13 protein-coding genes are annotated in these 12,884 nt (G+C 70.6%); 2 read left to right on the forward strand and 11 right to left on the reverse strand.

Annotated elements, in window-relative coordinates:
* The coding region (locus AB0B33_RS23085) for a hypothetical protein (RefSeq protein WP_360775096.1) at positions 1 to 418 on the forward strand (418 nt) is incomplete at its 5' end.
* A 61-nt stretch (positions 419 to 479) separates the two neighbouring features.
* On the opposite strand, the gene mca is transcribed toward AB0B33_RS23085, so the two are convergent.
* Both mca and AB0B33_RS23095 read right to left on the reverse strand, forming a co-directional pair.
* Complete coding sequence (gene mca, locus AB0B33_RS23090) at positions 480 to 1,325, reverse strand: mycothiol conjugate amidase Mca (RefSeq protein ID WP_360775099.1); 846 nt, start codon at positions 1,323 to 1,325, stop codon at positions 480 to 482.
* Complete coding sequence (locus tag AB0B33_RS23095) at positions 1,322 to 2,668, reverse strand: DHA2 family efflux MFS transporter permease subunit (protein WP_360775101.1); 1,347 nt, start codon at positions 2,666 to 2,668, stop codon at positions 1,322 to 1,324. Before AB0B33_RS23095 ends, mca begins: the two co-directional genes overlap by 4 nt.
* A gap of 96 nt (positions 2,669 to 2,764) precedes the next feature.
* Between AB0B33_RS23095 and AB0B33_RS23100 the strand changes: the two genes are divergently transcribed.
* Complete coding sequence (locus AB0B33_RS23100) at positions 2,765 to 3,355, forward strand: TetR/AcrR family transcriptional regulator (protein WP_360775104.1); 591 nt, start codon at positions 2,765 to 2,767, stop codon at positions 3,353 to 3,355.
* Here the strand turns inward: AB0B33_RS23100 and AB0B33_RS23105 are convergent.
* From AB0B33_RS23105 to AB0B33_RS23145, 9 genes are all read right to left on the reverse strand, one after another.
* Positions 3,352 to 4,374, reverse strand: a complete 1,023-nt coding sequence (locus tag AB0B33_RS23105) for a DUF4328 domain-containing protein (protein ID WP_360775107.1) — start codon at positions 4,372 to 4,374, stop codon at positions 3,352 to 3,354. The two genes, AB0B33_RS23100 and AB0B33_RS23105, sit on opposite strands and share 4 nt — an antisense overlap.
* A gap of 2 nt (positions 4,375 to 4,376) precedes the next feature.
* Positions 4,377 to 4,736 (reverse strand): rhodanese-like domain-containing protein, encoded by a 360-nt coding sequence (locus AB0B33_RS23110; RefSeq protein ID WP_360775108.1) that lies wholly within the window; start codon positions 4,734 to 4,736, stop codon positions 4,377 to 4,379.
* A 51-nt stretch (positions 4,737 to 4,787) separates the two neighbouring features.
* Complete coding sequence (locus tag AB0B33_RS23115; RefSeq protein WP_360775111.1) at positions 4,788 to 6,416, reverse strand: cation acetate symporter; 1,629 nt, start codon at positions 6,414 to 6,416, stop codon at positions 4,788 to 4,790.
* On the reverse strand, positions 6,413 to 6,763 hold the full coding sequence (locus tag AB0B33_RS23120) for a DUF485 domain-containing protein (protein ID WP_360775114.1): 351 nt from the start codon (positions 6,761 to 6,763) through the stop codon (positions 6,413 to 6,415). The genes AB0B33_RS23115 and AB0B33_RS23120 overlap by 4 nt, the downstream gene beginning before the upstream one ends.
* A 116-nt stretch (positions 6,764 to 6,879) precedes the next feature.
* Complete coding sequence (locus tag AB0B33_RS23125) at positions 6,880 to 8,670, reverse strand: cation acetate symporter (protein ID WP_360775117.1); 1,791 nt, start codon at positions 8,668 to 8,670, stop codon at positions 6,880 to 6,882.
* A gap of 30 nt (positions 8,671 to 8,700) precedes the next feature.
* Positions 8,701 to 9,231, reverse strand: coding sequence for a hypothetical protein (locus tag AB0B33_RS23130; protein WP_360775120.1), 531 nt, complete (start codon positions 9,229 to 9,231; stop codon positions 8,701 to 8,703).
* 13 nt (positions 9,232 to 9,244) lie between these two features.
* Positions 9,245 to 10,078: a LytTR family DNA-binding domain-containing protein gene (locus AB0B33_RS23135; protein WP_033261013.1), complete on the reverse strand. Its 834-nt coding sequence runs from the start codon at positions 10,076 to 10,078 to the stop codon at positions 9,245 to 9,247.
* Positions 10,079 to 10,172: 94 nt separating this feature from the next.
* Positions 10,173 to 11,564 carry a carbohydrate-binding protein gene (locus tag AB0B33_RS23140; protein ID WP_360775123.1) on the reverse strand — a complete coding sequence of 464 codons (1,392 nt, stop codon included), beginning with the start codon at positions 11,562 to 11,564 and terminating at the stop codon, positions 10,173 to 10,175.
* A gap of 460 nt (positions 11,565 to 12,024) precedes the next feature.
* A complete protein-coding gene (locus tag AB0B33_RS23145) occupies positions 12,025 to 12,870 on the reverse strand; it encodes a S49 family peptidase (RefSeq protein ID WP_360775126.1) in 846 nt (281 codons plus the stop codon).
* Between the last annotated feature and the right edge of the window lie 14 nt (positions 12,871 to 12,884).

The following is a 12,884-nucleotide window of genomic DNA, read 5'->3' on the forward strand; positions in this document are numbered from 1 at the left end:
GGCCCGGGCAGCGGCCGGCGGAGCGAACGCGGCAGACATCGGGCCGCCAGCCGGACAGGGCCAGCATTCGGCAGCGCGAGCGCCCGGCCTGGGCGATCGGCGGCGCGAAGACTGCCGGCCCAGTGCCGGGACGCGGCCCGGGCAGCGGCCGGCGGAGCGAACGCGGCAGACATCGGGCCGCCAGCCGGACAGGGCCAGCATTCGGCAGCGCGAGCGCCCGGCCTGGGCGGCCGGCGGCGCGAAGCCGGGCGGCCCGTGCCGGGGCGCGGCCCGGGCAGCGGTCGGCGGAGCGAACGCGGCAGACATTGAGCCGCCAGCCGGGCGGGACAACATTCGGCAGCGCGAGCGCCTGGCCTGGGCGGCCGGCGGCGCGAAGACTGCCCGCCTGCGCCTGGCCGGGCCGGTCGAGGCGGAGTGAGCCGGGCGGCCCTGCGCCGGGACGGGGGGGGCCGTGGCGGTGCGGGCGTGGGGCTTGCCGGTCATGGGGTCACTCCTGCGAAGAGGTCGTCCTCCTGCGCGGGGCCTGGGGCCGGGTGGGCCAGGTGGTAGTCCTCGTAGGGCCAGGCCTCGCGCTCGATCTCGCGCGAGTGAGCGAAGAACGGGTGCGCCGGGTCCACCTGGGTGGTGTGGGACAGGAGGGCCTTGTCGCGGGTGGCGAAGTGGTCGGCGCAGCGGATTCGGGTGGTCACCTTGAGGTTGTCTTCGGGCGGGAGCTCGGCGAGGACCTCGGCCATCGATGACTCGAGGCCGGCGGCCAGGGTGGCTTCGTGGAGGGCGACGAACCACGCTCGGCTCAGGGTTGCCTGGTAGTACAGCTTCTGCGGTTGCCACGGGTCGCCCGTGCCCGGGTAGCGGGTGGGGTCGGCGGCCGCCGAGAAGGCTTCGACCGTTGCCTCGTGGGTGCGGATGTGGTCCGGGTGGGGATAGCCGCCCGTTTCGTCGTACGTGATCACTACGTGGGGGCGGAACTCGCGGATCAGGGCGACCAGCGGGGCGGCCGCCGCCGAGAGCGGGAGGGCGGCGAAACAGCCTTCGGGCAACGGCTCGCCGTCGGCCGGGAGACCGGAGTCGGTCAGGCCGAGGAAGCGGTGGCGGACGCCGAGGATCTCCGCGGCCGCCGCCATTTCGCGACGGCGGATCGCCGGGAGGTTCGCGCGGTTCTCCTCCGTGTCGACGGCCGGGTTCAGGATGTCGCCGCGCTCGCCGCCGGTGCAGGTGGATACCAGGACCTCGACGCCTTCGGCGGCGTAGCGGGCCAGGGTGGCCGCACCCTTGCTGGACTCGTCGTCGGGGTGGGCGTGGACGGCCAGGAGACGCAGGCTCATCGGGGACTCCTCCGGGGAAAGAACGCGGCGGGGATCAGGGTCAGGGCCGACAGCGCCAGCGCCCACGTGAACGTCGTGCCGAACGCCGTCGGGGATGCCGACGCGGTCAGCTCGCGGTGCAGGATCGCGACCAGCAAGGCCGTGCCGAGGGAGCCGCCGATGCGGTTGACCACGTTGAACGCGCTTGCCGCGCGCGGGATGCGGGACCGCTCCAGGGAGCCGTACAGCGTTGTCATGCCGGGGGTGGTGGCCGCGCCGAGGCCGGCGCCGCGGACCAAGAGGGACAGGGTCAGGAGGAGACCGCTCGGGTGCGAGCCGAGCTGGGTGAACACGATCGTGCCCAGCACCGACAGCCCGATGCCGGTCAGCATCATCCGACGAGGGCCGAAGCGGTCCAGGAGACGGCCGCCGGCGAGCAGCACCGCCGCCGAGCCCAGGGCCTGGGGTGCCAGCAGCAGGCCCGCGCGCAACGCGCTCGCCTGCTCGACCTGCTGGTAGTACAGCGGGAGGAGCAGCATCGAGCTGTACAGCGACGCCCCGAGCAGGAACGTGCTCGCGCTCGCCACCGCGAACCCCCGGTTCCGGAACAGCGTCAGGTCCAGCACCGGCGACGCCGTCCGCGACGCGTGGACGCCGTACGCGAGCAGCAGGACCGCGCCCGCCGCCGTGGCCACGAGGACGCCCTCGGACAGGCCGTAGACGAGTGCGCCGAGCCCCGGCGAGAGCAGCGCGATGCCGACGACGTCGAGCGGTGCGCGGACGCCGCCGGGCTCCGGGGCCGGGAGGAGGCGGCGGGCGAACAGGAACGTCGCCACGCCCAGCGGGACGACGCCGAAGAACATCCAGCGCCAGCCGAAGTCCGCCACCAGCGCGCCGCCGAGCATCGGACCCAGTACCGGGGCGACCGTCGCCGGCAGGGTGATCACGCCGATCATCCGGCCCAGCGCCGGGCCCGCCGCCTGCGCGAACACCGCCTGGCCGACCGGCTGCATGAGCCCGCCGCCCAGCCCGTGGAGCACCCGGAACGCGATCAGCGCCGGCGCCGACCACGCGAAGCCGCACAGCAGCGTGCCCGCCGTGAACAGCGCGACGGCGGTCAGCCACACCGCGCGGCCGCCGAAGCGGTCGGTCAGCCAGCCCGACAGCGGGATCGCCACCGAGGCCGCCAGCAGGTACGCGCTCGCCACCCACTGCACCGTCGTCAGCGGGCTCCCCAGGTCACGGGCGATCGAGTCGATCCCCACGGTCACGATCGTCGCGTCCAGGATCGACAGCACCGCGCCCATGATCAGGACCCCGCCCAGCCGCCACAGCGCCGCGTCAGGACGAACTGCCGTCGTCATTCCCACCCCCACTTCATTAGGTCGAACCTCAGATTAGGTCCGACCCACAGAATGGGTCAAGCACAATCTTGGGTTCGACCCAGTAGAGTGACGGGCATGAGCGAGGGACTCCGTGCCCAGAAGAAGCACGAGACCAGGAAGACCATCTCGGACGTGGCCACGAAGCTGTTCATCCGCGAGGGCTTCGAGGACGTGACGATCGCCGAGATCGCCGCCGCCGCGCGGGTCGCCAAGATGACCGTCACGAACCACTTCCCGCGCAAGGAAGACCTGGTCTTCGACATCCGCGCGGACTTCGCGTCCTGGCCGGCGAACCTGGTCCGCGACAGCGTCTTCCACGACACCCGCGAGCTCTACTTCGAAGCCCTGGGCGCGGAGCACGCGCTGGTCGGCTTCTCGGGCCCCGGCTTCGTGCGGATGATCAAAGAGAGCCAGGTCCTGACGAACGCCCTGCACGAGATGCACCGCGAGCGCGAGGCCGCCCTCACTCACCTGCTGATCCGGCGCCACCCCGAGCAGGGGCTCGAGCCGGTGCTCGCCGCCGCCCACCTCGCCACCGTGCTGCGGGTGCTCTTCCAGGAGGTCTTCGACCGGACCCTGGAAGACGAAAAAGGGATCGCCGATGCGGTGTGGCCCGCCGCCGAACAGGCCTTCGACCAGCTCGAACCGACGTTCGGCCGGTACTAGCGCGCGGCTCCGGCGGGTCGCGCGGTGCGCAGTTCGGGCTCCGGCGCGCCGGACACCTTGAGCACGCGCATCGAGCGCACGGCCCGCGCGTCCGACGGCGCCAGCAGGGCCGAGAACCGGCGGACCACCAGCGCGGTCACCACCGCGAGCGCGGCCGCGGCCAGGTCGGTGAACGCGACCAGCACGACGCTGTCGGCCATCGACTGCACGTCGTCGCGGAAGCGCCAGACGATCGACACGGCGAGCAGCACCCAGTTCAGCAGCCAGCCGCCCCACCACACCAGGACCTGGCGGGACGGCTTCGGGCGGACGTCACGCGGGCGGCTCAGCACCGCGTGCTCCAGCTCGCCGACGACCGACAGCGCCATCGGCAGGTTCACCACCGGCACGAGGACGCCGACCAGCACCTGCCACACCGGGCGTGGCGGGTCGTCGCCCGAGACGTCGGCCGCCGCCTGGCGCGCGACCAGCAGCCACCACAGCGAAAGGCCGGCGGGCAGCAGCGCGAGGATCGAGGCCAGCAGGCCCGCGGTGAGCACGAACCCGTCGGAGAACGCCACGACCGAGCGGGACAGCGCGGAATCGCGGCCCAGCACGAGCAGCACGTACCGCCAGACCTCCGCGCCGGCGGCGACCACGGCGAGCGCCGCGAAGCTGAAGAGAACGGCGATGAGGCTGCGGCTGAGCACCGGCACGCGGTCGATCGGGCGGATCTCGTCGGACGCCGTGCCGGGCACCGACGTCGGACGCCGCCAGACGAGGTTCGGGAAGCCCCAGCGGGGCGGGACCGGGTACGACGGCGGCCCGAGGTAGCGCTCGGGCACGACCACCCGGCGCCGCGGCCACGCGCCAGGCGGCGGGGTGGCCACCCAGCGCAGCTTCGGCCGGTGGGCCGGGCGGTGGTGGTACGGGTACGGCTCCGACCGGGCGGCCAGCGTCCGGCCCTGCAGCTGCTGGGCGTTCGGCGGCGGGGCCTGGCGCGGCCAGTACCCCGGTGGAGGCGGCGGACCCGGGTGCAAGGCTAGATCACTTCGGGTTCGATGCCGGGGTGCTCGCCGACCATCGGCCGGCCTTCGCGCTGCCACGCGCCCATGCCGCCGGCGACGTTCACCGCGTCCCAGCCGCTCTGGTTGAGCCACGCGGTCGCGCGGGCGGACCGGCCACCGCTGCGGCAGATCACGTGAATCGGCTGGTCGTCGGGCAGGTCGGTCAGCTCGCCGACGCGGGCGGGCAGCTCCCCCATCGGGATGTGCACGGCGCCGGGCGCGTGTCCCGCGGCCCACTCGTCGTCTTCGCGGACGTCGAGCAGCACGAGGCCGTCCTTGGGCAGGTCGCGGACCTCGGCGGTCGGCAGTTCAGCAGGGCTCACCACGATCTCCATGCTGCCATGCGGGGGCGTTGCCCGCGCGTGAGGTCACGCCCCCGCAAGGCGTCAATGCCTGACGGCTTTTTCGGCACCCGCGCCGGTCAGCGCGCGCACCTCCATCTCGGCGTACTTCTTCGGGTTCCGCTCCTTCGACAGCACCGTGCCCAGCCAGCCGAGCAGGAACGCGGCCGGGATCGAGACCAGGCCCGGGTTGTCGAGCGGGAACCAGTGGAAGTCGACGCCCTGGATCATCGACGCGCTCTTGCCCGTCTTGGCGTCCACCGGCTTGCCCGACACCGCCGGCGAGAAGACGATCAGCACGATCGTGACCAGCAGGCCGCCGTAGATCGACCAGAGCGCGCCCTGGGTGTTGAACCGCTTCCAGAACAGCGAGTACAGGATCGTCGGCAGGTTCGCCGACGCCGCCACCGCGAAGGCGAGCGCCACCAGGAACGCCACGTTCTGGCTCTTCGCCAGGATGCCGCCGGCGATGGCCAGCGCGCCGATCACCAGCGCGGTGAGCCGGGCGACCTTCACCTCGCCGCCGGTGGAGACCTGGCCCTTCTTGATCACGTTGGCGTAGACGTCGTGCGCGAACGACGCCGACGCCGTGATCGTCAGGCCCGCGACCACCGCGAGGATCGTCGCGAACGCGACCGCGGAGATGAACCCGAGCAGCACCGGGCCGCCCAGTTCCAGAGCGAGCAGCGGCGCCGCCGAGTTCGTCGTACCGGGTGCCTTCGCGATCTTTTCCGGCCCGACGAGCGCACCCGCGCCGTAGCCGAGCACCAGCGTGAACAGGTAGAACACGCCGATCAGCACGATCGCCCAGACCACCGAGCGGCGCGCGTCCTTCGCGGTCGGCACGGTGTAGAAGCGCATCAGGACGTGCGGCAGACCCGCCGTGCCGAGCACCAGCGCGATGCCCAGCGACAGGAAGTCGAGCTTGGTCGTGCCGGTCTTGCCGTACTGCTTGCCCGGGTCGAGCAGCGCCGCGCCGCCCTTGCCGCCCTTGTCGACGGCGGCCTGGAACAGGTCGGACAGGTTGAAGCCGTACTTGCCGAGCACCCACAGCGTCATCGCGAACGCGCCGACGATCAGCAGCGCGGCCTTGATGATCTGCACCCAGGTGGTGCCCTTCATCCCGCCGATCAGCACGTACAGGATCATGATCACGCCGACGACGGCGATCACGACGTCCTGCCCCGCCTCACCGGAAATGCCGAGCAGCAGGTTGACCAGACCACCGGCCCCGGCCATCTGCGCCAGCAGGTAGAAGAACGAAACCGCGAGCGTCGAAACGGCGGCCGCCGCGCGCACCGGCGTCTGCTTCATGCGGAACGCGAGCACGTCGCCCATCGTGAACTTGCCGGTGTTGCGCAGCAGTTCCGCGACCAGCAGCAGTGCGACGAGCCACGCGACCAGGAAGCCGATCGAATACAGGAAGCCGTCGTACCCGTTGATCGCGATGGCGCCCGCGATGCCGAGGAACGACGCCGCCGAAAGGTAGTCGCCGGATATCGCGATGCCGTTCTGCGGGCCGGTGAACGCGCGCCCGGCGGCGTAGTAGTCCGACGCCGTCTTCGTGTTCCGGCTGGCCCGGAACACGATCACCAGTGTGATCGCGACGAAGACCAGGAAGATGATGATGTTGAGGGTGGAGTTGCTGCCCTCCACGCCCGCCGCGAGGTTCATCGGCGCGGTTCCCCTTCGATTTCGGCGCGGATCGAGTCGGCGACCGGGTCGAGCTTCCGGTTGGCGTAGCGCACGTACAAGCCCGTGATGACGAACGTCGAGACGAACTGCAACAGGCCGAAGACCAGGCCGACGGTGATGTTCCCGAAGAGCTTGGTGCCCATGAAACCGTGCGCGTAGTCCGCGAGGAGCACGTACAGCAGGTACCAGACCAGGAACAGCGCGGTCATCGGGAACACGAACACCCGCAACCGGCGGCGCAGGTCCGTGAATTCGGGACTTCCCTGGATCTGCTCCCAGTCGGTCTGCGGCTCAGCGCCACCGACGTCTTGTTCGGTGTTGCCCACGGTGGATCTCCACCTTCCCATATTTCTTGCTGGTAGAAACCAACGGAACGTATGGGTCGATCGTGTAGTTCGTAATCCCTCGATCGGGTATCAATTTCTTACTGACTGTCAGCGCATTACTTGCGGTGCCGGCCTCGGCCGGCGATTCGCGTCTTTTCTTCGGCTTGTCCGAATCGCGCGACCGCCCTGTCCCGCATGAAGCCGAGCGGGTCGGGCGCGTGCAGCCGCAGCATGATGTCGTGGACGTGCTCCGGGCGGCCGTACCCGGTCGCACGGCTGACGAAGTACGTCGTGACGAACGCGGCCGGCACCGTGATCAGCGCCGGCTGGTTGACGAACCAGGGCGCCCAGTCGCCGCTGTAGCCGCTCACGACGTTGACGATCAGCGCGGCCAGCACCAGGCCGCCGCCGACGAACATCCCGGCCAGCGCACCGGGCCAGGACAGCTTGCGCCACCAGATGCCCAGCACCAGCAGGGGGCTGAACGTCGACGCGGCGAGCGCGAACGTCAGTCCGATCGACAGCGAGATGTCCTCCGGCCGCAGCGCGACCGCCAGCGCGATCGGGAACAGCGCGACCAGCCCGGTCGCCACGCGGAAGTCGCGCACCCGGCCGGGCAGCAGGTCGGTCGACACCACCCCGGCGACGCTCACCAGCAGCCCGGACGTGCTGGAGAGGAACGCGGCGAACGCGCCGGCCGCGGTGACCGCGCCGAGGATCTGCCCGCCGATGCCCGGCAGGATCGCCGAAGGCAGCCGCAGGATCGCCGCGTCCGTCTTGCCGGTGACCAGCAGCTCCGGGACGTACATCCGGGACAGCGCGCCCAGCAGCGTCGGGAACAGGTAGAACAGGCCCAGCAGCAGCAGGACGTGCACGGTGGTGCGGCGCGCGGCCTTGCCGTCGGGGTTGGTGTAGAAGCGGACCAGCACGTGCGGCAGGCCCATCGTGCCGAGGAACGTCGCGAACATCAGCGAGTACGTCTGGAGCAGGTCGGTGAGGCTGCCCGAGCCCGGGTGCAGCCAGTTCGAGTTGTCCGCGACCGAGTCGCTGACCACCGGCACCGGCGTGCCGGCCAGGAACTTCAGCGTCGTGCCCTCGGAAACGGTGTGCGGGGCCAGCGGGGTCCAGCGCGTCGGCCCGGCGGCCGGGCCGTTGTCGGTGCGGCCGTAGGCGTACAGGAAGGTGTCCGAGGTGACGTGCAGCGTGACGTCGGTCTGCACGTCCACCGTGGTGTCGCCGGTGAACACCGGCGGCGCGGCCGCGCCGAGCGGGCGGAAGCCGTCCGGGCCGCCGCCGGCGAAGAAGACCATGCACAGCACGAACGCGGGCACCGCGATGGCGAACAGCTTGAGCCAGTACTGGAAGGCCTGGACGACGGTGATCGCGCGCATGCCGCCGGCGATGACGTTGACCGCCACCACGACCATCACCGCGATCGCGCCCGTCCAGACCGGCACCGGGAGGATCGTCGCCAGCGTCAGGCCGGCGCCCTGCAGCTGCGGGACCATGTAGAGGATCCCGATGAACACGACGAACGCCGTCGAGAACCGGCGCAGGCCCTTCGAGCCGAGGCGCATTTCGACGAAGTCGGGCAGCGTGTACGCGCCGGAGCGCCGCAGCGGCGCCGCGACGAACAGCATCAGGGCGAGGTAGCCCGCGGTGAAGCCGATCGGGAACCACAGCGCGTCGGCGCCGTCCTTGAGCACGATTCCGGCGATACCGAGGAACGACGCCGCCGAAAGGTATTCCCCGGAGATCGCGGCGGCGTTGCGGCGGGAGCGCACGGTGCGGCGGGCGACCAGGAAATCGTGCGTGCTCGTGGCGGAACGCGCGGAGCGGTGACCGATGAAGAACGTCACCACGGCGACCAGCACGATGCCGGTCAAGGCCCACGGGTTCAGCTGCACGGGGGAATCCTCGCACGACTCGGCGCGGAACTAATTCTCGATCATGTCCACGAACGCGCGTTCGTTGCGTTCGGCCAGCCGGTTGTACCAGATCCCGACGCCGAACAAGAACGGGAACGGCAGCACGCCGAGGATCAGCCAGGCCACCGGGATACCGCCCAGGCTCGACCGGGAGAACCCGGGAACCAGGTAGAACAGCACCGGCAGGGAACCGAACACGACGACGACCAGCAGCGCCAGGAGCACCGCCGTCCGCAGCTGCACCTTCACCAGGTGGTCGCGGACGAGCAGCTTCCCCCAGCTGGTCTGCTCTTCCAGCTCGACGCGGGCGCGCAGGGTGCCGCCGGCGCGACGCGGGTCGGCCAGGATCACCCGCTCGCGCTTGGGTTTCGCGTGGTGCTCCGGCTTCGGCTGCTTCTCCGGTTCCGGCGCGGGCGGCAGCGATTCGACGACGGCCCGGTCGGTCGGCTGCGGCAGCGGCCGCTGGCGGACCCGCCTGCCGAGCGTCGGATCCGGTTCGCGCACGCCGTTCGCGCGGCGCTCGTAGAAGTCGTCGGTCATGACCGGGCCCAGGTCAGCCGTTCCGGCCCGAACCGACCAGCCGGTCCTTCAGCGCACGGGTGTGCCGTCGGCTCACCGGCAGCACCTTCTCCTCGTTGCCGATCACGACCTGGTAGCCGCCCTGGCCCATCCGCAGTTCGGTGATCAGCGGCAACGCGACCAGGAACGACCGGTGGATCCGGACGAAACCGGCCTTTTCCCAGCGTTCCTCGAGCTGCGCCAGCGGGATCCGGACCAGGTGGCTGCCTTCGGTGGTGAACAGCCGCGCGTAGTCGCCCTGCGCCTCGACCCAGCGGACCGAAGAGCGCGGGATGAGCTTGGTGGTGCCGGCCAGTTCGACCGGGATCACCTCGTCGTCGTTCTTCACCGGCTCGCCACCCAGCGCGCCCGGCGGGGGCGCGGCAGCGGCGGCCAGCTTGTCGATCACACGCGTGATCGCGCGGTCGAGGCGGTCCTGCTGGTACGGCTTCAGGACGTAGTCGAGCGCACCGAGGTCGAAGGCGTTGACCGCTTCTTCGGCGTGCCCGGTGACGAAGACCAGCGCGGGCGACGGCCGGAGCGCGGCGAAGACGCGGGACATCTCCATCCCGGACAGCCCGGGCATGTCGATGTCCGCGAAGACGGCGTCGACGATCGGCAGGCCGCGGTCCTTGCGCTCGCGCAACCGCGGGTCGTCGGTGGACAGCAACCGAAGCGCCTCGGAGGCGTCGATCGCCGGGAACACCTTCGCCACGTGCGGGCTGTTGCGCAGGCAGTGGACGAGTTCGTCAAGACCGTTCGGCTCGTCGTCCACAGCCAGGACCACGAGTTTCCGGGTGTCATCGTGAGCACTCACAGTGAAACGCATCCTGCCCATTGCCGAGTGCAATGTCCAGCCCCCGTCTGCCTGAAGTGAGAGGCCGACCCGCGGACGGCACCGCCGCCCGCGGGTCCTTCCTGTCTCAGTGCACGAACGTGAACCAGTTGAGGTTCACGAAGTCGGCGGGCTGGCCGCTCGTGAACGTCACGTACACGTTGTGCACGCCGGTGACCGCGCTGATGTTCGCGGGTACCGTCCGCCAGCTCTGCCAGCCGCCCGTGTTGCCCACAGCGAAGCTGCCGATGGGGGCGTTGGACAAGCTGTCCAGCCGGACTTCGACCAATCCGCTGACGCCGTTCGCGGCGCCGGACGCCACCCGCGCCTGGAAGTTCGTCGCGGCGGAGCTGCCGAAGTCGACGTTCGGGTAGAGCGCCCAGTCGCCGTTGCCGGCCGGCCCGATGTTCTGGCCGCCGCCGGTGTCGCTGGTCGTCTGCTTCGCGAGGCCGTTCTGCTGGCTGTACGACTCGGCCTGGATGGTGCTGTACGCGCTGCCGCCGTTCCCCGGTGGTGTCGTCGTGGTCGGCGGGGTCGTGGTGCCGCCGCCCGTCCCGCCGCGCGTGCTGACGGTGACGTAGTCGACGACCATCGGGTGCCCCGGCACGATCCCCGGCCCCGGCGTCGTGGTGCCGGAGTTGTTGTTGGGGAACGCGCCGCCGATGGCGACGTTCAGCAGCACGAAGTAACCCTGGTGGGTGGTCATGTTCGCCCAGGTCGTGGCGTCGACCTGGTTCTGGCTCACGGAGTGGAACTGCTGGCCGTCGACGAACCAGCGGAACACCTGCGGGCTGGTGCTCGCGTCCCATTCGAAGCGGTAGGTGTGGAAGGCCGACTGGCAGCTGCTGCCGGGGCAGGCGCGGTTGGCGACGATGCCGGTGGTCTCGTTGCACGGGCCGCCGGGGTTGACGCCGCAGTGCAGGACGCCCCAGACGGAGTTGATCCCGTTGACGTTTTCCATGATGTCGAACTCGCCGACGGCGGGCCAGTTCCACCAGTTCCCGCGGTACGGGCCGCCGAGCGCCCAGAAGGCGGGCCAGTACCCGAGGGCAGCGGCGCCGGTGACGTTCGGCATCTGGATCCGGCTTTCGATCCGCATGACCCCGCCGGCCGGCGGCTTGAAGTTCGTCCGCTGGGTTTCGATCCGCGCCGACGTCCAGTTGCCCGCCCCGTCGCGCAACGGCGTGATGCGGAGGTTGCCGGCGCCGTCCTGCGAGAGGTTGCCGGTGCTCGAGGTGTAGTTCTGGATCTCGCCGGTGCCCCAGTTGCCGGGGCCGCCGGGGTAGCTGTGGCCGGTGTCGACGATCCAGTTCGAGCTCGAGGGGAGCGAGCCGGAGCTGCCCGTGAAGTCGTCGGCGAAGACGGTGGTCCAGCCCGATTCGGGCGGCGGGATCGACGCCGCGGCGGGCATGGTCAGGGGAACCGCGATGAGCGCTGCGCCGAGCACGGCGGCGAGTGCGAATCTTCGGGAGTGGGGCATCGGGTACGACCTCCTCGTCGTCCGGATTTGTTGCCGATCGCAACAAAGCCCGTCGATTAGGAGACCTGACGTCTTGCCTCGGAGCCAGGGGCGTTACAAGGGAAGGGTGATGTAGGTCACAAAGTCTGCCCGGAAGTGCTCAAACCGGACACGGAAGTCGCGAAGCGGTCGCCACGCTTTGCGGGCATCGTTCAGGCGTCCGTGGGGTCCGGTACCGGACCGAAGTCTTCGTCGATCGGACCGCTGAGCTTGCCGGCGAGTGCCGGATCAGCGTGGATGGCGCTGGAACGCACGCGCGAAGTCGTGGACGAACTGCGCCTGCTCCGCGGCCGGCAGAACGTCCACCCCAGGGGAACTCGTCGAGCAGCGCCGCCGCCACATCCCGCGGGAGGTGAGCCAGCACATTGCGCAGCGCACGGGCCGCGGCCACACTTTTTCAGAAGTCTGCGCAAGTCACTCGTCAGAGGCCGAAGCGGGACCACGCTGCCTTCTGCGTCACCGCGTCCAAGACCGCTGAAGCCGCTGCTGGGGCGCCGATGCCGAGGCGGGCCAGGAGGGGGCGCTTCGGCTCGGCCACCGAGATCTCCGCGTCCGGGAAGCGCTCCGTGATGATCTGGCGGAGGCTGCCGAGGCCGTCGATCAGGCCCAGCTCAGCCGCCTTCGCGCCGAGCCAGACGTCGCCGGTGAAGAGGTCCTCCGTGGTCGTCAGGCGGTCGCCGCGGCGTTCCTTGACCCAGCTGACGAACAGGTCGTGGAGCTGGGTGTGCATCTTCTTGAGCCACTCGACGTCTTCCGGCTTCTCCGGCGAGAACGGGTCGAGGCGGGACTTGTTCGCGCCCGCCGTGTGCAGGCGGCGCTCGATTCCGAAGCGCTCCAGAAGCCCCGTGAAGCCGAAGCCGCCGCTGATCACGCCGATCGAACCGACCATGGAGGTGCGGTGGGCGTAGATCTCGTCGGCCGCGCACGCCAGCCAATAGCCACCGGATGCCGCCACGTCCTCGCAGAACGCCAGGACGGGGACCTTCTTCTCGTCGGCCAGCTGGCGGATGCGCTCGGCGACCAGCCCGGACTGCGTCGGCGCGCCGCCCGGGGAGTTCACCAGCAGGGCGACCGCCTTCAGCCGCTCGTGGCCGAAAGCCCTGGTCAGGGCCGATTCGACGGCGCTCAGGTTGATCGCGCCCCTGGCCAGCGGGGACGGCGACGGCGTGATCACGCCGTGCAGCTTCACCACGGCCACGACGTCTTTGCGCTCCACGCGGTCGGCGAGCACCGGGATCCGCGAAGCCAGCTTCTCCGTAACGCTCATGAAGCCAGGCTAGC

The sequence above is a fragment of the Amycolatopsis sp. NPDC049159 genome (assembly GCF_040648295.1).
GTDB classification, from domain to species: Bacteria; Actinomycetota; Actinomycetes; order Mycobacteriales; family Pseudonocardiaceae; genus Amycolatopsis; species Amycolatopsis pretoriensis_A.

Bases quoted from the DNA above. Each gene is read 5' to 3' on its own strand.
- mca (WP_360775099.1), bottom strand. From the start codon at position 1,325: ATGAGCCTGCGTCTCCTGGCCGTCCACGCCCACCCCGACGACGAGTCC.
- AB0B33_RS23140 (WP_360775123.1), bottom strand. From the start codon at position 11,564: ATGCCCCACTCCCGAAGATTCGCACTCGCCGCCGTGCTCGGCGCAGCG.
- AB0B33_RS23130 (WP_360775120.1), bottom strand. From the start codon at position 9,231: ATGACCGACGACTTCTACGAGCGCCGCGCGAACGGCGTGCGCGAACCG.
- AB0B33_RS23095 (WP_360775101.1), bottom strand. From the start codon at position 2,668: ATGACGACGGCAGTTCGTCCTGACGCGGCGCTGTGGCGGCTGGGCGGG.
- AB0B33_RS23115 (WP_360775111.1), bottom strand. From the start codon at position 6,416: ATGAACCTCGCGGCGGGCGTGGAGGGCAGCAACTCCACCCTCAACATC.
- AB0B33_RS23100 (WP_360775104.1), top strand. From the start codon at position 2,765: ATGAGCGAGGGACTCCGTGCCCAGAAGAAGCACGAGACCAGGAAGACC.
- AB0B33_RS23110 (WP_360775108.1), bottom strand. From the start codon at position 4,736: ATGGAGATCGTGGTGAGCCCTGCTGAACTGCCGACCGCCGAGGTCCGC.
- AB0B33_RS23135 (WP_033261013.1), bottom strand. From the start codon at position 10,078: ATGCGTTTCACTGTGAGTGCTCACGATGACACCCGGAAACTCGTGGTC.
- AB0B33_RS23145 (WP_360775126.1), bottom strand. From the start codon at position 12,870: ATGAGCGTTACGGAGAAGCTGGCTTCGCGGATCCCGGTGCTCGCCGAC.